This is a genomic window from Streptomyces sp. NPDC047869, from assembly GCF_040704065.1.
GTDB lineage: Bacteria > Actinomycetota > Actinomycetes > Streptomycetales > Streptomycetaceae > Streptomyces.
Map to the genome: position 1 here is coordinate 18,004 of NZ_JBEYRK010000012.1, position 20,925 is coordinate 38,928.

General features: G+C 70.2%; 18 protein-coding genes. 10 read left to right on the top strand and 8 right to left on the bottom strand.

All coding sequences use genetic code 11. From position 1 onward, the window contains the following. Positions 1-6 precede the first annotated feature (6 nt). Complete coding sequence (locus AB0924_RS17485; RefSeq protein ID WP_366911858.1) at positions 7-2,154, top strand: PQQ-binding-like beta-propeller repeat protein; 2,148 nt, start codon at positions 7-9, stop codon at positions 2,152-2,154. Between the two features lie 63 nt (positions 2,155-2,217). After that, positions 2,218-4,293 (top strand): protein kinase, encoded by a 2,076-nt coding sequence (locus AB0924_RS17490; protein ID WP_366911859.1) that lies wholly within the window; start codon positions 2,218-2,220, stop codon positions 4,291-4,293. A 318-nt stretch (positions 4,294-4,611) separates the two neighbouring features. Here the strand turns inward: AB0924_RS17490 and AB0924_RS17495 are convergent, their stop codons facing one another. The 5 genes from AB0924_RS17495 to AB0924_RS17515 form a co-directional block, all read right to left on the bottom strand. Then, a complete protein-coding gene (locus AB0924_RS17495; RefSeq protein WP_358935850.1) occupies positions 4,612-4,911 on the bottom strand; it encodes a WXG100 family type VII secretion target in 300 nt (99 codons plus the stop codon). 96 nt (positions 4,912-5,007) lie between these two features. Further along, on the bottom strand, positions 5,008-5,355 hold the full coding sequence (locus AB0924_RS17500; RefSeq protein ID WP_143640178.1) for a WXG100 family type VII secretion target: 348 nt from the start codon (positions 5,353-5,355) through the stop codon (positions 5,008-5,010). Positions 5,356-5,487: 132 nt separating this feature from the next. After that, positions 5,488-6,726: a S8 family serine peptidase gene (locus AB0924_RS17505; RefSeq protein WP_358935847.1), complete on the bottom strand. Its 1,239-nt coding sequence runs from the start codon at positions 6,724-6,726 to the stop codon at positions 5,488-5,490. 90 nt (positions 6,727-6,816) lie between these two features. Then, positions 6,817-8,592, bottom strand: a complete 1,776-nt coding sequence (locus tag AB0924_RS17510; RefSeq protein WP_358935845.1) for a hypothetical protein — start codon at positions 8,590-8,592, stop codon at positions 6,817-6,819. A gap of 2 nt (positions 8,593-8,594) precedes the next feature. Further along, the gene (locus AB0924_RS17515) at positions 8,595-9,041 is read right to left on the bottom strand and encodes a hypothetical protein (RefSeq protein WP_358935843.1); all 447 of its coding nucleotides are present in this window, start codon (positions 9,039-9,041) and stop codon (positions 8,595-8,597) included. Positions 9,042-9,691: 650 nt separating this feature from the next. Here AB0924_RS17515 and AB0924_RS17520 point away from each other — a divergent pair. The 5 genes from AB0924_RS17520 to AB0924_RS17540 all read left to right on the top strand — a co-directional run bounded on the left by AB0924_RS17520 (position 9,692) and on the right by AB0924_RS17540 (position 13,107). Continuing rightward, a complete protein-coding gene (locus AB0924_RS17520) occupies positions 9,692-10,045 on the top strand; it encodes a DUF4333 domain-containing protein (protein ID WP_358935841.1) in 354 nt (117 codons plus the stop codon). 97 nt (positions 10,046-10,142) lie between these two features. Further along, the gene (locus tag AB0924_RS17525; protein WP_358935839.1) at positions 10,143-10,586 is read left to right on the top strand and encodes a hypothetical protein; all 444 of its coding nucleotides are present in this window, start codon (positions 10,143-10,145) and stop codon (positions 10,584-10,586) included. A gap of 69 nt (positions 10,587-10,655) precedes the next feature. Then, the gene (locus tag AB0924_RS17530; protein ID WP_358935837.1) at positions 10,656-11,975 is read left to right on the top strand and encodes a hypothetical protein; all 1,320 of its coding nucleotides are present in this window, start codon (positions 10,656-10,658) and stop codon (positions 11,973-11,975) included. A gap of 56 nt (positions 11,976-12,031) precedes the next feature. Further along, positions 12,032-12,529 carry a hypothetical protein gene (locus AB0924_RS17535; protein ID WP_358935835.1) on the top strand — a complete coding sequence of 166 codons (498 nt, stop codon included), beginning with the start codon at positions 12,032-12,034 and terminating at the stop codon, positions 12,527-12,529. 65 nt (positions 12,530-12,594) lie between these two features. Then, a complete protein-coding gene (locus tag AB0924_RS17540; protein ID WP_366911860.1) occupies positions 12,595-13,107 on the top strand; it encodes a hypothetical protein in 513 nt (170 codons plus the stop codon). Positions 13,108-13,125: 18 nt separating this feature from the next. Here the strand turns inward: AB0924_RS17540 and AB0924_RS17545 are convergent, their stop codons facing one another. The 3 genes from AB0924_RS17545 to eccB are packed head-to-tail and all read right to left on the bottom strand — an operon-like array spanning position 13,126 to position 16,603. Next, on the bottom strand, positions 13,126-13,734 hold the full coding sequence (locus AB0924_RS17545) for a hypothetical protein (protein ID WP_366911862.1): 609 nt from the start codon (positions 13,732-13,734) through the stop codon (positions 13,126-13,128). Further along, the gene (gene mycP / locus AB0924_RS17550; protein ID WP_366911864.1) at positions 13,722-15,056 is read right to left on the bottom strand and encodes a type VII secretion-associated serine protease mycosin; all 1,335 of its coding nucleotides are present in this window, start codon (positions 15,054-15,056) and stop codon (positions 13,722-13,724) included. The genes AB0924_RS17545 and mycP overlap by 13 nt, the downstream gene beginning before the upstream one ends. A gap of 23 nt (positions 15,057-15,079) precedes the next feature. Then, positions 15,080-16,603 carry a type VII secretion protein EccB gene (gene eccB, locus AB0924_RS17555; RefSeq protein WP_366911866.1) on the bottom strand — a complete coding sequence of 508 codons (1,524 nt, stop codon included), beginning with the start codon at positions 16,601-16,603 and terminating at the stop codon, positions 15,080-15,082. A gap of 206 nt (positions 16,604-16,809) precedes the next feature. Between eccB and eccE the strand changes: the two genes are divergently transcribed. From eccE to AB0924_RS17570, 3 genes are all read left to right on the top strand, one after another. Then, entirely contained in the window at positions 16,810-18,180 is a 1,371-nt protein-coding gene (eccE, locus tag AB0924_RS17560; RefSeq protein ID WP_366911867.1) for a type VII secretion protein EccE, read from the top strand. Next, entirely contained in the window at positions 18,180-18,959 is a 780-nt protein-coding gene (locus AB0924_RS17565; RefSeq protein WP_358935823.1) for a hypothetical protein, read from the top strand. The genes eccE and AB0924_RS17565 overlap by 1 nt, the downstream gene beginning before the upstream one ends. A 364-nt stretch (positions 18,960-19,323) precedes the next feature. Beyond that, positions 19,324-20,925: SCO5717 family growth-regulating ATPase (locus AB0924_RS17570; RefSeq protein WP_366911868.1), on the top strand; the 1,602-nt coding region annotated here is incomplete at its 3' end.

The following is a 20,925-nucleotide window of genomic DNA, read 5'->3' on the forward strand; positions in this document are numbered from 1 at the left end:
GGCCCCATGCTCTCGCCTCTCACCCACGAGGACCCGGCCCGCATCGCGGCCCACCAGTTGCTGGCCCGGCTGGGCAGCGGCGGTATGGGCACCGTGTACCTTGCCCGAACGCCCACGGGGCGTACCGCCGCCCTGAAGACGATGCATCCCCGCATCGCGGCGGATCCGGCGTCCCGTACCCGGTTCCGCCTCGAGATCGATGCGGCCAGGGTGATCGGTGGCCGGTACGGGGCCCAGGTGTTCGACGCGGATCCGCTGGCCCCCACGCCGTGGCTGGCCACGGAGTACGTGATCGGCCCCCCGCTCGGGGACGCGGTCGGTGCTTCCGGCCCGCTTCCGGAGCCCGCGGTGCGCGCGCTGGGGGCCGCACTGTGCGAGGCCCTGGGGCAACTGCACAGTTCCGACGTGGTCCACCGTGACCTCAAGCCGTCCAACATCATGATCACTGCCGACGGTCCACGTCTCATCGACTTCGGCATCGCACGTGCCGCCGGGGACGAACACCTCACGCGTACGGGAACCACTGCGGGCACCCCTGCCTACATGTCCCCCGAGCAGGCCATGGGACACGAACACGAGGCAGCGGGTGACGTGTTCGCGCTGGCGGGCGTTCTGGTGTTCGCAGCGACCGGCCGGGCCCCGTTCGGTTCGGGACAGGCTGCGGACCTGCTGTACCGGGTGCGCTATGCCGAACCCGACCTGAGTCGGGTGCCACCGGCCCTCGTGCCCGTGTTCTCGCGCTGCCTGGCGAAGGATCCGTCGCAGCGGCCCGCCACTTCCGAACTTCGAGCGCACCTGGCGGCTCACAGTGGTGAGTTCACGGACGTTCTTCCGCAGCCGCTGCTCGACGAGATCGGTCGGCGAGCCACGGCCGTGTGGCTGCCCGCTCCGCCCCGGCTCCCCGCACCGGCGCCGGGACCGCACGAGCCGACGGTCACGTCGGGGAGTTCCGCAGGTTCCTCGGGCCCCTCCCGTCGCAGACTGCTCGCCCTCGGTGGGGGCTCGTTGCTCGCGGTGGCGGCTGCGGGGGCCTGGGCGTGGTGGGGCCGGGCGGGTCGTGAGGAGGCTCCTTCGGCGGTGTGGCGGACCACGTTCACCGCACCCGCCTCGGAGGAGCGCGCGGCTCCCCTCGTCGTCGGCGACCGCCTTGTCGTGAACGGCTCGTACGGGGTGCGTGCCTTCGACGTCGCCACGGGTGACCCGTCCTGGAGCAGTGGGGACCTCGCGGGCCCATGGCGGACGGCGGCCGACGGCGGCCGGATGTTCGGTCTGTCGCCGGTCGGCTCGGACCCCTACGCCTTCACCGTTTCGAGCGTCGGTCCGACCGATGGCTCCTTCACCGCGCGGGCCGCGATGCTCGACAAGTGGGCCGGCGGCCTCAAATACGAGCGATTGCTGTGCGTGGCGGACGACAAGGCGTTCGCCGTTGCGGGTGTCAAGACACGCAAGCGGGGAGAGACCCAGACCGACGGCCCGGACACCGTCTGGTGTCTCCTCGCCGCCGACCTCGGCAGGGGCGAGGCCGTCTGGGACCTGTCATTGGGGCGGACCGGTTCGGCCGGGCAGACCTATGTGATGGCACGCGTGGTCGGCGATTCCCTGATCATCTGCGGCAAGGGGAGTTCGGGGCCGTACATCGCGTCGTACAACGCTTCCTACGCTCATCGCAACTGGTCCGTCGGGGTCGCCCGGCACGAACTCCACTCCGGGCACGGCGAACTGGCCGCGGACGACCGGAACGTCTACCTGGGTGGTGACGCTCTGCGCGCGCGGTCGCTGAGCACCGGGAAGACCGTGTGGTCCTTCAAGGGCTCCGCGACAGCCTTCGGGGCTCCGGTCGTCGTGGACGGTGTCGTCTATGCCGGCGATGGCACCGGTTCGGGCGGCCTCGTCGCCGTCGACGCCGACAACGGCGAGCTGATCTGGCGGGAGAGCGATCCGCCGACGCCGTCTCCACGCTTCGGCTCCGCGCCAGTGGTGGGCCAAGCGCACGTGTACCGGCTGTCGACGGACGGGATAGTCGCGGTCGACCGCTCGAGCCACAAGGCAGCCTGGACGTTCCGCACCGACGCGACCGACCTGACGGCATCGCCGAGCCACAGGCTGCTCTTCGCCGTGGCGGAACGATCCGTTGTCGCCCTCCCCTACGCATGACCCCGTTCCGCGCCCGGCCTTCGCCGGAGGGCGCCCACACACCTCGTTGGAGAGAGACCCCACATGACTCCCCTGGCCTTCGGTGACCCGGTCCGTCTCGGCCCCTACCGGCTCCTGGGTGTGCTCGGCGAAGGCGGTATGGGCAAGGTCTACGTCGGTCAGGACGCCTTCGGAACCCTGGCAGCGGTGAAGGTCCTGCGTCCGGAGCTCGCCCACGACCAGAACCTGTCCCACCGTTTCCTGCGTGAGGCGCACACCGCCCAGGCGGTGTCCAGCGAGGGGGTGGCACGGGTACTGGGAGCTCAGCTGGAGGGCGGGCGCCCCTGGATCGCGACGGAGTTCCTCCCCGGTCCGACCCTGGAACAGGCGATCGACACCCATGGACCGTTCGACGAGACCGGTGTCCGGGTGCTCGCCGCCGCGCTCGCGAGCACCCTGTCGGACATCCATGCCGCCGGTCTGATCCACCGCGACCTGAAGCCCGCCAACATCGTGCTGACCTCGCGGGGCCCGCGCGTCATCGACTTCGGTATCGCCCGTCCCGAGCACGGCCTGACCCTCACGACGACCGGGCAAGCCCCGGCGACACCTGGATTCGGTGCGCCGGAGCAGGTCCTCGGGCATCGGGTGGGCCCGGCTGCCGATGTCTTCTCCCTCGGCGCCGTGCTCGTGTACGCGGCCGGCGGCCGTCCCGCGTACACCGGTTCTCACGTCGCCGCGGTGCAGTACGCGGTCGTACATGAAGAACCCGACCTGGCCGCGGTTCCGTCGGGTCTCCGAACCCTCGTCCAGCCCTGCCTGTCCAAGGACCCGGGGCAGCGGCCCACTCCGGCGCAGATCTCCACGGCCTTCGACGCACCGCGAGGAGGTCGACGGCTCTGGCAGCGGGGCCCTGTCGCCGACGCGATCAAGCGGCACGAGACGCAGACCAAGCAGTACACGACCGTCGTGGGGAACGGACCGCAGCCCGGCACGTCACGGCGCCGGTTCCTCTCCGTGCTCGGTGCGGGCGGTGCGCTTCTTGCCACCGGCGGAGGCGCGGCCACGTGGTGGATGCTGCGCGACGAACTGCCGCCGGCCGGGGACGCCCCGCCCGCCGGACTCGTCAAGCGCCCGAGCGCGGGCGGCTACACCGTCAACAGGCCGCCCCGCCCGCTCTGGGGACCGATCAAGGTCGCGGCCGCCGATTCTCCCGCGCCTCTGGTGCTCCGTGATGTGGTGATCTTCGCCTCCGCGGACGGCGGACTGACCGCCCGTAAGGTCGTGGACGGTTCGCAGAAGTGGACCCTGCCCGACATCGACGCCACCGCGCGGTATGTGGCGCTGGGACGCTCCCAGTTCGCGGCCGTCGATACGAAGGGGACCCTGCACGTACACGACGCGTCGACCAGCGAACGCCTGTGGAGCGTCGGACTCGGAGCGAAGCGGGTCCTGGCCGCCGATGCTTCCACCGTGTATGCGGCCACGGCCGACGACAACCTGAGGGCGGTGGACAGGACCAGCCGCGAGAACAGGTGGCCCGAGGTCACCGCCTATGTCGCGCCCATCGGAAAGACGGCCGAGGCCGCCGCTGGTGACGGCCATCTGGTGCTGTCCACCGAGGAAGGCGGAATCTTCGTCTTCAACTCCCGGACCGGCAAGAAGACGTGGGAACTGACACAGCAGAACAAGGGGGCGGCCTTCGCCCCCGTTGTCGCCGACGGGACGGTGTACTTGGGAGGCAGCGACCTCACGGCGTGCCGTCTGAGCGACGGCGAGGAGCTCTGGAAGGTCCTCGGCACCTGGGGTCCTCCGGCTCTTGAGGGGGATCACCTGTGGTCCGTGGACGGCGGTGACCGCTGGTCCCTGTACGACCATCGCCCTGTTCGCTTCTCCGCTGACGCGGGTGTCGCGGACGAAGGGTGGTATGTGACTCTTGAAGGAGATGACACCCCCTTGGTCGAACCGCTCATCCAAGCGCACTCCATGTGGTTCGTCGAAGGGGGCAACACCAAGGGCGTCACCGCACTCGACAAAAGCACCGGCGACCTGGCATGGACGTACAAGCCCGAGCGTGGTGGCACCTGGCGCATGGCGGCCGCGGGGAACCGGGTCTTCCTCCTGAACGCCGGAGAAGCGGTGGCCATGCCGGTGTTCTGAGTTCTCACGGCTGACGACCTAGAAACAGATCTGCCGCCAGTCCGGAGTCCGGATGCCGCGCCCCCCGAACCCGCTCGCCCACGGCCCGTACCGCCAGCCTCCTGGCCGCCGGTCTGACCTCGGGGTCGGGCGGCCGGAAGAACCCAGGACCCCAGGAGATACCGGGAGGCGCGGATCGACCGCCGCCAGAGGTGTGCTCAGCGGTACGGTGCGGTCTCCGTCAGCGCGGGCGACGGCTCACCCCGAAGGCTCGGTACAACAGCAGGGTGGGCGCCTCCCGCGCGCGCCCACCCTGAAGTTGCTTCTGCCGGCCTCGTACTAGTGGAAGTAGCTGGAGGCCTTCTTGTCGCCTTCCATGTACGTACCGCCGGACTGGGCGACGACGTGGCCGATCCCGGTCAGCGCCTGGTGGATGTCGTTCGCCTCCTTGTCCCAGCGGTGCAGCTTCTCGTGGAAGGTGGTCTGCGCCTGGCCCTCCCAGTACTGCATGCTGCTCACCACCATCTTGCGGAGCTCCTGCAGGTCCTGCTCGAGCTGGCTCGCCTCGTTGCCGATCTTCGTCGCCGCGACGTCGAGCCCGTCGTAAGTTACTGACAGTCCCTCAGCGTTGTTGGCCATGACCGTTTACCTCGTCTCGCCGATGTGTGCCTGTTGTGTGCGCCGGCTGCCCGGCAAAAGCTCTGGGTGCCGCCCGCCTCGTGAAGATGCCGAGCCTCAGTAGGAGCTGAGGGAGGAGGACTGGACCGTGGGAGCGCCGTCCTGGACGTCGATCTTGTTGACGGACGCGCGCACCTCGTCTTCCTTGCTGTCCTTGATGTTGCGCGTCGCGGTCATCGCCTCGATGACGTCACCGAGGATGTCACCGATGTTCTTCAGCGACTCGTTGATCTCGTACTGCTTCTTGTCGAACGCGGCACGGCCGATGCCCTGCCACTGGCCCTCGAGGCCGTCGATGACGCCCTGCAGGCCGTGCACGCGCTTGCGGATGCCCTCGTACTTCTCGGCCATCCGCTTCTGCAGGTGAATTACTGCGGCATCTTCGAGCTTCTGCTTGTCGGCCATGTCAGCCCGCCCTTTCTTGTCTGTCTCTTCGGTCCAACTGTTTCGGCTCACCGCTGATGTCGTGCGCTGCGGCGGTGAGCCCGCACTGCATGCCCTATTCCGAGAACACAGGGCTACGTACGACTGCCGACGTCACCTGGCACGCCGGGCCCGCATGACGGCAGCCCCTCCGCCACCGATCACGATGACCGCGGCGACGGCGCCGAGTGCGATCCAGAGGGTGTTGCTGTCGTTCGACGACTCCGTGCTCGATCCTGCCGCCGAGGTGCCGCCGGTAGAACCCTTCGCGGGGGCTTGTGACGGGGTTGAAGCAGAGGCAGAGGGCGAGGAAGAGCCGGAGGAGGAGGATGCGGACTTGGCCAGCAGGTCCCCGCCGTTCTCCTTGGCTAGCGGATCGACGTTCGCAGGCCCAGGGTTGTAATCGGGGTTATCAAGAACCATGCGTGGGCGAACGGCACCATAACCGAGATACTTGCCCGGTTTGTTTTTCGGCCAGTTACGGCCGGCAGTATCGATCAGGGCGCGCGTGATCTGGTTGACTGTCCAGTCAGGGTGAGCGGACCAGATCAGAGCGGCAGAGGCGGAGGCGATGGCGGCCGCCGAACTCGTACCGTTCACGTCGTCGCAATATGAGCGGAAGGTCGCGTCGCACCAACCGGGAAAGTCCTGGCCCGGGGCAGCGAAGTCCACGTAACCGCCCGCGGAGGCAAACTGTGAAACCGAGCCGGCTTCGTCGGACGCCGTCACGCCGACCACGTAATGGTATGCGGCAGGGTAACCAATGGTGTCACCCGATCCCTGACCGTCATTACCGACAGCCGCGATCAGAAGTTTCCCCTTTGAAGCAGCGTACTGGATTGCCGCGTCTTCCTTGGAGCTTGGCCCCTGTGCGCCGAACGACATGTTGATGATCTTGGCGTCCGTGTCGGCTGCCGCCCTAATGGCTTTCGTGGCGTCGGGAGTCTTCTTCTTCTCCTCCGCTCCGCCCTTGAAGCCGTCGAACATGGCCCGGTAAGGGACGATCTTCGCCCCCGGCGCGAGACCCTTGAGACCGCCCCCGGCTCCAGTGCCGGCAATCAACTCGGCCATGGTCGTGCCGTGACCGAGGTAGTCGTCTGCCGCACGGTACGCGACCGACTTGGGGACGTCGTCAACCAGGACCTGTCCCTTGAGTGATGGGCTGTTCGCATTCACGCCGCTGTCGATCACAGCGATTTTGACGCCCTTCCCCGTGCTGACCTTCCACATCTTCTCGGCCTGCATCGGTCCCAGGTACCACTGCTTCGCCTGAGCGTCGGACGCCACTGCGTTGGGTGCGAACCCCACAGTGGAGACCGCCAGGGCGCCGACGACCGCGCCCACAGCACGCACTCTTCGGCTGCAGCGCGGTCTGTGAAACGCAGCCGGCTGGGCTCGTCGGCTATTCCCTGACTTCATCGTCTCCGTGTCCTTGTTCGCAGCTCAGTCGACCACCGGCGGCACATCTCGCCGGGGCTTGTTGGGCAGGTGTGTCTCTTCGTCTTCGACGAGGTAGTCAGGTCGCGATGCTCGTGCGCCCTCCCCATCCTCGGGCTTGCCGTTGCGGTCGGCACCGCGCATGAGTCCGGCGCCCCCACGTGTCATGCCATTACGCTCGGCGCTTGCAACGGAGTTGCGTGTGGACGGCCTGCCCGTAACGCCTTCGGATGTTCCCGTACTCGTACGGGAACCCGTCGCGCTCGAACCCGACCTCGCTGCGGATTCAGGCACTCCGAAAACACCACGCTGCCCGAGCCGGCCATTCGTGGGCCGGGCGTTGCCCACCCCGTCACGACCGATGACTGTGCCGCGAGGAATCTTCGATCCACCCTTCGCCGGAGAACCAGAGGCATTCGTGGGTCGCCCTCCGACCACTCCATTGGACCGACCGGCGCCGGTCGGCGGCCCACTGTTGCCTCGGGGTGTCGCCGAGCCGCCAGGCCGCGGCGTCCCACCGGTGACCGCCCGGCCCATCGAGTTCGACTTCGGTCCAGAAGTAGCGCCCTTGACCGCGGACTGCCCCGTCGATGCGGCACGGCCCATCTGGTTCATGGGTCCTTGCCCCGTGGAGCGTCCGGAGCCCGGATTGGTCAGCCCGGACCCACCCGCGCGGCCCTGAGCGGACGGAGGGGTACGGAGGTTTCCTGTGCCACTCAGTCCACGGCCGGACGTGGAATTGGGGATCGGGGTCCCGAAAGGACCATCGAACACAGCGGGCTGGCCGCCAGTGGTGGGAGGGGTACCCGTGACCGGCGGAGTGTGTCCTGTCACGGGTGTAGTCGTGGACGGGGGCAGCGTGCCCGCGGTGTCGATATTCGTGCCAACAGGGTCATCAGGAAACGAGACCCGGCCGGGAATGTGCGCGGGAGGCGTCGTGCCATCGCTTGTCACGTGGCTGGAGACCCCGCCGATCGACGAGGCGTGGTGGCCTGCCGAAGTAACCGGTGCTGCTCCGGAGCCTTGGTGCGAGCCGGTATCTGCATCTGAGCGATCAACTTGACGCACGCCTTGAGGGCGAGGGACTCCCACGTCGGGCATGGACGTGAACGTCGGCGTCTTTTCCTTGACAGGCAAGCCCGACAGAACCTCTTCGGACACCGCGTAGTACGACGCCAACCTGTTCATCTGGTTGATCGCCTCTTGGCGGTCCTTCTCCACCTTCACGGCGGCGGCGTACCCGTCCTTGTCCGCAGCCTTTTCAGCCGCAGTGAACGTAGCAGGGCGCTTCCGGTTGGCGGGGTCACGAGCCGGCATGGCGCCACGTACAGCCGCAAGTCCAACGGCTGCAGCGGTGATCTGGTCGCCCGCCGCCCCGGCAAAGTCGCTCAAGTGGTGAGTGTTGGTAACGAGCTTGGCGCCCCAATCGCGGAAGGCATCGCCGGACTCTCCCACCCAGTGAACCTTGTCGATGTGGCCGTAGAGGTCGTCCGCAGCCGCCTTGATCGCGTCCCGTGCATCCCACAAGGCCTTGCCCGAGGATTCGAGGTCCTCCGGATCAGTCTGCTCGACCAAGTCGACCATCTTGTTGAGGTCGAGGTCGCGTTTGTCGAAGTCCGTCCGCCCAACGACCGCCTGCCCGAAAGGGGTGGCTCCAACCGCGGCACGAACGATGCCGTCGAGGAATCCGGACCCCGGGCCATCCTCGACGCCTCGCACGAAGTCCGTGACGTCGTTCTGCGCGTCGACCCGCTCCAGGTCTCCCTTGTGCTTGTCGGTCATCGTCAGTACTCCACACCAGTCTTCGGGCCGCCGGCGCGAGCGCCGCCCTGCTTGTCCTCGATCTTGCCGATCTCCGCCTGGATCGCCCAGAACCGCCGGCGCTGCTCCTCTTCGAGTTTGTCGAAGCCGTTGTGCGCGCCCTGAACCGCGATGCCGATCGCCTCGATCTGCAAGTGCAGGCTCTTGGACAAGGAAGTGAGCTCTGCGTGGACTCGGTGGTACTGCTTGTACAGGCCGTGCGCTTCAGGGAAGTCGCTTTCCGCGCCTGAAGTCAGCGAGGTGGGCCTGATCGTCTGAGCCCCAACTTTCGTCGGATTGCCCGCGGACGCCTCAAGAGTGGCGAGAACCGCATCCACCCGCGACACGAACTTGTCCAACGCCTCACCGCTGGCCTCCAGGTTCGCCGCCCTGGTCGCCGACACGCCCCCCACCATGTCTGCCGGAAGCACGACGCTCCTCCCCGTTTCCCCGTACGGTCCGTCAGCCCTGACGGACCGGGACCAACCACCCGCTCGCCGTACGATCGCAAAGCGAGCCTGCGTCTCACAACGCCTTTACCACTCTAGTCAACCTGCCCAACCGGTCCAACCAAGCAAGTGTCCTAACTCGGTTACGAGACAACACCCGACGCCATGGTTTGCCCTATTTTCCTGTTTGCAGTGAACCGGCGCCCCTCGGGCCGCGTCGCAACTTCGCTGCGGGTGACGCGGCCTGGAAGCGTGAGCGGCCCGGACCGCGCGACACCCTGGGAGATCTTCATCAAACCTCTACACAAGATCGGACGCACCCCTAAGACCAACTCCCCCGTGCAACAGTTGAGTTCTCGGCATGTGGCACCCCTGCGCCAGTGAACGGGAGCAGTTGACGAGCGCACCGGCCATCCTCCGCGCAGACCCTGAAGCCGGGGACCGTCGACGCCACATACAGACTCCATTCAGGGGCGTCACCACCCCGTGAAGATCACGCGCGGGAATCCCGAAGGGTTCATGGAGAGCCAGTGACCGTTGGGCGCGGACACGCCCTCAGAGATGTGGGTGCAAACCCGCCAAGTATGCTTCGTGCGTCTTTCTGTCATGCTCAGCAAAATCGGAGAACCGACATGCCCAACTTCCGCAGGTACGCGGCCATTACGGCCGTTTCGGCTGCCGCTGTCGGGGCGCTGCTCTCCGGTTGCTCGGCCTCCGTCAGTGTCGGGGAGTCCACGCCGAAACTGTCCGCCGACAAGCTGGCTTCCACGCTGTCCGCGAAGCTCGCCGCCGCCACTGGGCGGCCCAAGCCGGACGTCACCTGCCCCGAGGATCTCAAGGGCGAGGTCGGTACCACGACCCGGTGCACGCTCACCGCGGACGACGGCAGCACCCTGGGGATCACGGTCAAGGTGACCTCCGTGGACGACGGGAAGATCAACTTCGATTTCAAGGCCGACGACAAGGCTTCGCCCGCTGCGGGCTGAGGCCGTTCAGCCGGGCCGTTCGGTTGATGCGCTACGACGCGGTCAGATGCAGGGAGTTGCCGCGCGGACTCGGCGGCGAACGGGGAGAGGCGGAGTCATGGCAGTGCCGGAAGCAGGACAGACCGCGGGCGACGCGGCCGCGCAGCCCGTCGGGATGCGGCTGAACCAGTTGCCGTCCGATCCCGGAGGGTCCTCCGGTCCCCCGCCGCTGCTCGGGGGGCAGAAGGACCTCGCTTCCTCTCCGGCCGAGAAAAAGGCCGCAGCGAAGGCCATCGAGGACCACATCGAGCCCGACACCCGAAAGGCCGGTGACTGGGCGGACACGGAGACCGACTCGGCCGTCTCCGAGTTCCGGGACGGTTGGCACACGTCGGGGGCTCTGAAGAAGGCGTATGAGACATGGGGCGAGCAGGTGCAGAACCTGATGAACATGCTCGCGTCCGACAAGGCGTCGCTGCGGAGCGCGAACACCGTGCTGCAGAACACGGACATCCAGACCGGGACGAACGCCGGCTCGGTGTCCGTGCTCACCGGTTACTGACGAAACCGGGCGCGGTCACCGATCGACCGTCCCGACCGGCACGCTGCCACGCCACACAACGGGGAACCCATGCCGAACTACCACGAGATCATGACCACCGACCTGTCCAAGCTCTCCACGGCGGCGGACCGTTGGGACGGGATGGCGAAGGAGTTCCACAAGCAGGAGATCGCCTACAAGCGGGATGTGCACGGCGTCTCCACGGGACAGACCTGGACCGGGCTGAGCGCGAACGCCGCCGGCCGGCGGTTCGACGTCACGCTCAAGCAGTTCCAGAGCGCCCAGAAGGAGGCCAAGGCGGTGGCCTCGCTGCTGCGTGAAGCGCACACGCAGTTCACGGACCTGCGCAAGAAGCTGGAGTCGGCCCGGGCGGACGCGGTCAAGGCCGGCATGGCGGTGTCCGAGGCGGGCGTGGTCTCCTACGACACCTCGAAGCTCAGCGACGGTGAGCGCAACGCCATGCACCACGACCCCGACTACCAGCAGTCCGTGCGCTCGGCCGTCGCCTCCTGGCAGGAGCACGTGGACAAGGCCGTGAAGAACGTCGTCGAGGCCGACGCCCATGTCGAGACCGCTCTCAAGGCGGTCGTGCTGGACTCCGACGTGAACGACGGCACGCTCACCGGCTTCAACGGCCAGGCGCACACCGGCATCGACAAATACGTGGCCGAGTCGAAGCAGACCCCCACCAAACCCGACGGGTGGGTCTCCGACGGGGAGGCCGAGGCCTCAGGTCCCGGTGTCGGTGCGGAGGCGACCGGACCGGACACCGGATCCGGCAAGCTGGGGGAGGCCGAGGCGCATGCCGACCTGGGCCGCGCGAGCGCGGAGGGCTCGCTCACCAACGGGCCGGTGAAGCTCGACGGCGAGGCCGAAGCCTATGCGGGCGCCAAGGGCTCCGTGAGCGGTGGCATCACCAATGAGGGCATCCAGGGAGAGGCCGGCGCCCTGGTGGGCGGCGAGGCCTCGTCCAAGGGCCGCTTCGACGTGGGCCCGGTGGGTGTCTACGGACGTGCCGAGGCGATGGCGGGTGCCGAGGCCGGAGGCCATGCCGGGGCGGGCCTCGAGGGCATCAACCTGGGCGGTGAGGCGTTCGCGGGGGCGAAGGGTGGCGGCACCGTCGGCGCGGACATCGGGGGCATCGGGGCGGGTGTCACCGCCGAGGGATGGGCCGGTCCGGGTGCCGAGGCCAATCTGGACATCGGTAAGACCCAGGACGGGAAATGGGGGTTCAAGACCAGCGTGGGTCTCTCCCCGATCGTCGGTGGTGAAGTGGGCTTCGAGTTCACTGTCGACCCGGGCAAGGTCGCCGACACCGCCGGCGACCTCGCCGATGCCGTCGGCGATGGCCTGAGCTCGGCCGGTGACGCCATCGGCAGCCTGTTCTGATCCACACTTCTCATGCCCGTCGCAAGGGTGCAGCGCTTTAGGAAGGAGGGCTCGCAATGGCCACGAGCCTGCCGGTCCCGATCGATTTCGAGCTGCCGGAGGGCTGGCGCTCGGCGCCTCCGGACGAGGTCGGTGCCCCCGGTGCCGCGTTCGTGGCGGTGCATCTGCCGTCCGACGGCGGGTTCACCGCGAACATCACGATCGACGGCGAGTACCGTCCGGACCCGGCGACGCTGCCGGACATCGCCGACGAGTCCGTGGAGCGCCTCGGCCGGGCGGTGACCTCGGTCGCCGTCACCGGCCGGCGCGAGACGGGTTCCGCGGAGGCTCCTGGCCTCACGCAGACGCTGTCCTTCTCGACCATCGCCGGCGGAGTGCGCCGCGACCTCGTCCAGTCGCAGGTGTACATGTCCATGCTGGACGTCTCCGATCCGCACAAGCGGGCGGTGATCCGGCTGATCCTCACCTCGACCGCGGCCCAGCATCCGGCCGTCCTGGACGACTTCAGCGACCTTGTCCGCAGTGTGCGTCCGGGCAGCGGCGCGACGTCGTGAGCGATCCGCGGGAGCGGTCAGGGTGTTTGTTGTGCCAGCGGCAGTGTCCCTCGTAGGTTGAGCCCATGGGACTCTTCGACAAGCTGACCGGAACCCGGCGTCCCGCGGACGGTGTTCCGCCGATCCAGGCGGATGAATTGCGTACGGCCCTGCTCGGGCTCAACGGGCCGGATGTTCCGTACGTCGTCCGCTACGGTGCCGCGGAAGGCGCCGACCTGGTGGCCGAGTGGCGGATCGCGGAGCCTGCCTGGCAGGGCTTTTTCGTGGAGTCACAGATCACGCACGCCGTGCGTATCCGGATGCGGTTGGACCGCGACGGCCATGAGGTGCGGGCCCTCGAGGAGCAGTGGGAGGTCAGCCGGGTCGGCAGTCCGCCGAGGCTTCAGGTGGCGTCGTCGTACTCGCGCGGGCAGAGCCGGACCGTCACGCGGCAGTGGACGGTGGGGCGGGGGGACAACGGGCGTCTCGAGGCGACGGAGACCTTCCGCTTCGATGCGGCGGAGCTGCGCGAGCCCCTGCGGAGCGCTGTGCTGAAGTCCGGCTGGACCTGGCGTGGGGTCGTTCTCGGCAAGTTGTGAGGCCCGGCGGAAGGAGCGTCAGCACTCCCCGTCCCGCACCCCCGCCGTCAGCCGGTAGCCCCGGAAGGTCAGGGTGCCCGGGCTGCCGTTCAGGCCCGGGGGTGTGTAGTCGTCCTTCTTCGCGCGGGTGCGTTGCAGGTGGACGCAGAAGGCGTTGTCCGCGCCGGACGCCGTGACGGTGAGGTGGGCGTCGGTGTCCGTGTCGGTGTCCGCCGGGTCGGCGAAGACGCCCGTCTCGGGGGCGTCGCCGCCACCGTAACGGGTCACCTTCTCCTCGGTCAGCGACTCGTAGTCGGTGAAGTAGGGCGAGTCGCCCGTCTCGTCCGTCCTGTAGGCGTAGCCGTCGAGGTCGTCGGTGGCCTGGTGCACCGCGCTGGTCAGCTCGCCGTCGCTCCAGGACATCCGGTCGGAGACGCCGAAGCCCTGCACGGCCGTGCAGACGCCGCCGATGGCCAGGGCCACGAAGAGTACGCGGGCCACGACGAAGGAGGCGTCGGGCAGTTCGGGGGCCGACGGGTTGATGCCGGCGCGCCAGGCTCGTACCCGGTCCGCCGGCACGCAGGCCATGGCCAGCAGAACGGCGCAGAGGGCGAGGAGGAACACGTCCATCTTGGTCAGCGCCTCCATGAGCCGCCTCCCGGCTGCCCCGCGCGCCGGCGCCGTGCGTCGCGGACCGCCACGGCGGTGCCGGTCAGGCCCGCGACGAGGACCAGGCCGCCGACCACCACGTAGGTCGCCATGCGGGTGTCGCGTTCCTCCGCCGTCTCGCCGAAGTGCAGGGGGGTGACCGAGGGGGCCTCGCCCTTGGAGACGCCGTCCTCGGGGCGCGGTGACTGGACGGGGTGCTCCGGGTCCACGTCCGTCAGTGCCTTCACCGGGTCCACCACGCCCCAGCCGACCAGTCGGTCGTGCCCGGGGATCGAGCGTTCCGCGGTCTGCTCGATCTGGGCGGTGACCTCCTGGGCCGTCCAGTCGGGGTACTTGGCCTTCAGCAGGGCCGCCACGCCGGCGACATACGGTGCCGAGAAACTCGTGCCGTTGTCCGAACAGTGGCCGCCGCCGGGCACGGTGGAGATCATGTCGACGCCGGGAGCCGCGACGCCCACGAAGTCCCCCGACTGTGAGAACGCCGCCCGCTCGTTGTTGCGGTCGGAGGCCGCCACCGCCAGCACGCCCTGGTACGACGCCGGGTACGTCACCTTGACGTTGCCGCCCAGGCCGTCGTTGCCGGCCGAGGCGACGACCACGACCTTCTGGTTGAGGGCGTAGTCGACGGCCTGCTCCAGTCTGGAGTCCGGCCGGACCGCGTTGGCCGTGTCCTGGGAGATGTTGATGACGTCGGCGCCGGCCTGGACGGCGTGCTTGATCGCCTCGGCCAGGGTGAGCGCCGTGCCGTCGCCCTCGGCGTCGTTCTGCTTGATCGGGATGATCGTCGCGTCCGGGGCCAGGCCCACGAAGCCGGTCCCCTGGGCGGGCCGGGCGGCGATGATGCCCGCGACGCGGGTGCCGTGGCCGACCGTGTCCGTGGTGCCCGAGCTGTTGCCGCGCTCTATCTTCTCGCCCTTGGAGTTCTTCGCGGGCAGCAGGTTCCTGCCCTTGGAGGCGTCAACGGCCTTGGTGAGCTGCGGGTTCTTGACGTCGACACCGGTGTCGATCACGGCCACCCGCACGCCCTTGCCGGTGGACTGGGCCCACAGCGCGTCCAGGTTGACGCGCTGCAGCGCCCACGGCCGGCCCGTGTAGTTCTTCGCCGGGAAGGTGCACTGGCCGTCGTCGGCGTGGGCCGCGGTGGCGGGCAGGGCGAGGGTGGTGGCCGTGGCGGTGAGGAGCGCCGCGGCGGCCAGGGCCGCCGTCCGGGCCGCGGTACTTGGACGTCCGGGGGCCGGGGGCCGGGTACCGGACGGCACCGTCCGCGCGGGCCGCGTCCCCGACGGCTTCGACTTCTGCATGAGTGCGTTCTCCTCCCCCGCCGCTAGGAACCCTGCGGCTGTCGCGCCGCCGACTCCGACAGGCGCGGGCCCGTCGGCAGGAACCTCGACCACTCGACGGGGATGGGCGTGGGGGTCACGTTCTCGTAGCCGAGCCGGGTCTGGGCGATCTTCGCCTCACTCAGCTCCTCCTTGCGCCGCTTGGCGGAGGTGCCGACGCCCTGGTCGTCGGTGGCGCTGTCGCTGTTGGACTGCAGGGCGTAGCGCAGGCCGGTGTCGGTGACCAGGAAGACGCCGCCGGCCGTGGTCTCGGTGCCCTGGAACTGGCGGTAGAGCTGGCCGGATCCGGGGGTGACGTAGGCGCTGGAGGAGCCGGTCGGGAGCTGGGCGGGGAAGTCCTTGCCGACCCAGGTGGACAGGGTGGTGGTGCCCTTGGCGCCGACCGAACGCATGACGTTGCAGAGGGTGTTGCGGCCGTTGGTGGTGCTGGAGCCGTCGTTCACCGTCCTCGGCTTGTACGCGGGCCAGTTCCGGCCGCCGTCGAACGTGGTGCTGTCGACTACCGCGCCGGGGCTGACCTGCTGCGCCTCACCGGCCTGGCCCACGCCGACGAGGTCGCCGCTGTTGAGCAGGAGCGTGGCCGTGAACTCCGAGACGCGGGCCACCTTCCCCTTCAGGACGACGTAGTACTGCATCGTCTGCCCGTCGTACGCCTTGATGACCTCGCCGACCTTGTCGTACTGGCGCAGCAGTTCGGAGGCGCCCGCCTTCTCGCCGGGGGTGCCCTGGATCGACGGGATGGAGATCGAGTCGCCCTTGTGGAGGGTGTCGAGCCAGTCCTGGGAGACGCGCTGCGGGGCGCGGCTCTGGGTGTCGAGGGCCTTGAGGAGTTCCTTGTCGGCCGGGTCGGCGATCTCGTACGCGGTGCCCCGCGCGTCGACCACGTACTGGGTCTTGCCGTCGGGGCCGACGACGTACATCAGGTCGCCCTTGGCGAGCTTGTCGCCCCCGTCCGTCCTGGACCACTCCTTCCGCGCGAGGACGAACGCCGCCTTCTGGATGGCCCGGCCGCCGTCGCCGGGGCGCTCGCAGACCGCCCAGCGCTTGGTGGCCGAGGCCTCGTCCGGGGTGGGCAGGCGGTCGGGGGCGTAGGGGATGCCGATGGTGGCGCCGTGCGGGGGCTTGCCGCTGTCGAGGATCTTCTCGTCGACGGTGATGACGCTGTCCTTGCCGGGGTCCAGCAGGAGTTTGGCGGAGGCCATGTTGAGGACCGGGTGGAGCTGCTTCTGCTTGCCGGTCTTCAGCACGACGTACCGGGTGGTGGACTTGCTGGCGACGATGACGTGTTCTTCCGGGGTGTCCCAGCCCTTGGGCGCGGTCGGGCTGAACATGCCGATCCCGCCGAACACGGCGAGGACGACGGCGCCGACGACGAGGCCGGGCACCAGTGCCTTCAGCGGCTTCGGGGCGCCCTCCTCGGAACCGGAGGGGGAAGGCTGCAGGAATGACGCGAGCGTGCGGCGCTTCGCGAAGGTGTAGGCGTTGAGTTCGTCCCGCCGTGATGCCATCTGTGTCCGCTCTCTCCCCGTTGCGGAGCCGTGGGGGACCTGTGAAGATCCGTCCCCCGTCCTCGGTTGCGTCTGGTGCCTCGACTGTCAGACCCGGCCCCTACTATGCCTGTTGCGTGGACGTGCGTGTGGCACGGGTAGGGTGCTCAGGGCTTGAAGGGACCGGAGCGCAAGGGATTTCGGGAGAGTTCGGGGGTTTTGGAGTGATGGCTTCCGCAACGCGGGCCCGGTCGCGATCGCAATCGGGGGCACGATCGGGTGACGCGGGCCGGTCGGGTGCCCGCGGCTCTTCCTCCTCCGGGCGGCGTGGTGAGCAGGCTTCCGCGTCCCCGCAGGGCGCTTTCGCTCCGCACACCGAGTCCCGTTCCGGGCGCGGCGGTTCGTTCGCGGTGCAGCGGCTGGTGCTGCTGGAGATCGCGGGCGCGCTCGTGGTGTGCGGCTGGCTCGTCGGCACGGTCGCGCTGATCGTCGCCTGCGCGAGCGCCGCGGTGCTGGTGGTGCTCGCCGTCGTACGACGCCGCGGGCGCTCGCTGCCGGAGTGGCTCGGCACCCTGCTGGCGCTGCGGGCCCGCAACCGGCGGGCCGCGAGCACGCCGGTGCCGGTGGGCACCGACTCCGGTCTGGCGCCCGCCGTGGAGTGCGACCCGTCCCTGCGCACGTACAGCCACAGCCGCGGTGACGACCGCGATCAGCGGCCGATCGGCATGGTGGGCGACGGCGGTTTCCTGACCGCGGTGCTCCAGGTGGAGTCGGACGCGGGCGCGTTGCGCGCGGAGCGCGGCCGCAGACCGCTGCCGGTGGCCCTCGTGCGGGACGTTCTCGAAGTCGACGGGATCCACCTGGAGTCGGCGCAGATCGTGGTGCACACGCAGCCCGCGCCCGCGCTGCACCTGCCGCAGCAGTCGGTGGTGGTGAGCAACTACGCGCCGCTGCAGGCGGAGACCGGTTCTCCCGCGGTGCGCATCACGTGGATCGCGCTGAAGCTCGATCCCGAACTCTGCCCGGAGGCGGTCGCCGCGCGCGGCGGCGGGCTGCTCGGGGCGCAGAAGTGCCTGGCGCGTTCGGCCGAGCATCTGGCGAGCCGGCTGACCGGCGCCGGGTTCCGGGCGAGCGTCCTGAACGAGGAGGAGCTGACGGCGGCCATCGCCACCTCGGCGTGCGCCAACCCCATGGTGACGGCGCAGGCCGCCCAGGCCGGGCGGGGCGAGGCGCCGCAGCGCCGCACCGAGGAGTCCAGCCGCAGCTGGCGCTGCGACAACCGCCGGCACACCACCTACTGGGTGCGCCGCTGGCCGCAACTGGGCGGTTCCGGGGGCTCGCTGGCACAGTTGGTGGCGCGGCTGACCGCGGTACCCGCGCTGGCGACGACCTTCAGTCTGACCCTGGCCAGGGGCGCGCAGCAGAACGTGTCCATCACGGGTCACCTGCGGATCACCGGCCGCAGCAACCAGGAACTGACCGACGCCCGGCGCGAGCTGGAGCGTGCGGCGCGCGAGGCGCGGACCGGGCTCGCCCGCCTGGACCGGGAACAGCTTCCCGGCGTTCTGGCCACCCTGCCGCTCGGAGGTGCCCGCTGATGGCCATCACGACTTCGCCCACCCAGCCGGGTGGGTCGCGTCCGGGTGCGGCCCCGTCGCGCGCGGGTCTCGGCGAGCGGCTGCGGACCGGCTTCGGCCTGCTGGGCCCCCGCCATCCGCGGCACACACTGCCTGTGGAGCAGGCCGACGCGCTGTCCCTGCCGATCGGCGACGACGGTGTGGTGGTCGGCGTGGACACCGAGGGTCAGCCCGCGGTGCTCGGGGTCAACCGTCCGACACCGTTCGACATGGTGCTCATCGGCGGTCTGTGGACCGCGCAGGTCATGGCCCTGCGCGCGGCCGCCACGGGTGCCCGGGTGGCGGTGGAGACGGGGCGGGCCCAGGCCTGGATGCCGATGGTGCACGCCATGGGCGGCGGGCAGAACGGCCTCGCGGTGTACGACGTCGGCCGGGTGCCCCCGCAGGGCGCCTCGGCGGGGACGCCGGTGCTGGTGGTGCGGGACTGCGGTATGCGGCCGCCGCGTGGACGGGTGGCGTCGGCGCCGTGGCAGTCGGTGCTGACGTTGCTGCCGTATCTGAGCCCGGTGGCGCCGCGGTTGATGCGTCAGGCGCGTCTGGTGGGTGTGCAACGGGTGTCACCTGACGAGGCGGCGGAGATCGGGCGGGTGCTGGCGCTGCCGCGCCCGGAGCTCGAGGCGCTGCCCACGCTTCCGGACGGCGTGACCCTGTGGTGCACCGAGCGGGACCGGCAGTACGTGATGACGCGGGCGACGGACGCCGAGACCGGGCTGCTGGGCGTGGCACGCCGGATGGACTGACACGCGTCCAACTTGGCTCGTTTTCAAGCTGGATTGGCGACTTTTCGCGTCAATTCCGGCGCCACCGAGGGCTGAACGCGGTGCGTTTTCGTCACGTTTTGGTGTACGTCGATGCGCGCCGCGCCCCTCGTGGGCCCGGTGTGACGCCGCCGAGCAGGCAGGTAAGGGGCGGACGGGCCTGCCGGGCCCGCGCTTTTGGTGATTAGGCTGGGGCAGGGCACGTCGCGAGTTCCCGCGAGCGGGCGGGACGGCTTGGCGGCTGAGGGGGCCAGTGGCCTACGCGGGGAGGCCCCGGCGACATCGCACGACGGAACGGGGCGCCCCGAGCACGGCATGAGGGTGCCCGACCACACCAGGAGGAACTGTGAGCAGCGATCGGGACGGGATCCGCGGGGGCTGGGCCACACCCGGCGATGACCAGCCCGACGCGGAATCGGCCATCGAGACCACCGGCGAGTTCACCATCGACTACGCCCCACCCGCCTGGTACACGCAGAACGCGTCCGGGACGCCGGGAGGTTCCGCTGGCGCGGGCGACGCCGGTGGCGCCCATGGTTCCGGCACGGCCGGCGGCACCGGGGCCCCCGGTGCCGCTCCGCTTCCGCGGTTCCCGTCCGGGCCGACCGATCCGGGGCCGACTCCGCCGCCGTACGCGACTCCGGCGGCCGGTACGGCGACGCCGGGCGCCCCGTACGCCCCGCCGGTCCCGCCCGCTCCCCCGGCGCACGCACCGGGCGCGCCCTTCGCGCCGCCCGCTCCCGCCCCGGGGGCGCCGTTCGCCTCGCAGGCTCCGGCCGGCGGTCCCGGTGCGCCGTACGCCCCTCCCGCACCCCCGACGGGGAGCCCTGTACCGGTGCCGCGACTGCCCGAGGGGTTCGAGCCGCAGCAGCCGTCGCGGCCGGCCGAACCGCCCCGGCAGGAGAGCACGGCCGCGGCCGCCGCGCCGCCGACCGCGCCCGAACCGGACAACGGGGACCTGGACAGCGGGGCGACCATGCGGTTCTCCGCCGTCGCGCTGAAGCGCGAGATGGCCGAGATCGCGGAGCGGGCTGAGCGCGCGGCCGCCGCGGAGGAGGCCGCCGGCGCCGCGGACGAGGCTCTCACTCAGGGGGCCGGACCGCTCGCGGAGGACGGTGAGCTTGCGGCTGGGGCCGAGGGCGAGGTCGCTTCGCCGGACGGCTCCGCCGAGAAGAGCGCCGGTGAGAACGGCAGTGGTGACGGTGACTCCGATGCCGCCGCTGTAGCCGCGACGGACGGGGACGCCGAGGGAGCGGACGCCGATGCGGCCGCTTCCTCCGCCGAGTCGGCCGAGGTCACGGAGCCCGCCGGGTCCGCCGAGTCCGATGGCTCCGCCGAGAGTGCGGCCGGGGTCGGTCCCACGGGTTCGGAAGCGGGAGGCGACACGGAGACAGGGGCCGCGGAAGGCACCGCCCCCGAGGGCCGCAGTGAAGGCGACGAGGCCGCCGAGCCCGCCGTCGTCGCGTCGGCGCAGGACGGCACGGCTGCCGACGCCCGGCCGGACGCACCGGAGTCCGGCGACGTCCCGGCGCAGGACGGTACGCCCGAGGGTGGTGCTCCGCATGCCGGTGCCCCCCAGCACTCCGCTCCTGCCGATCCGGCCGCTCCCGGCACTCCCCAGGCCGCACCGCCCGCCTGGGGGCCTCCGCCCGCGCAGCACGGACTGCCTCCGCTGCCGCCGTCGTACCAGCCCGCCGCCCCCACGCCGGCCGCCGAGTGGCCCGCGCAGGCCGCGCAAGCGCCGCAGCAGCAGCCGGGCCCGATGCCGGCCGGACAGGCGGAGCCTGCCGCGACGCAGGGCCCGGGAGGTGCGCCCGGGCAGCAGCCGCCCTTCCAGCCGCAGGCGCCCCAGCCCGCGCCCGCCGCCTGGCACCAGCCCGGTCAGCCGCCGGCCGCCGGAGCACCCGGACACCAGGGCCCCACGCCCGAGCAGCCCGGCGGTTACGGC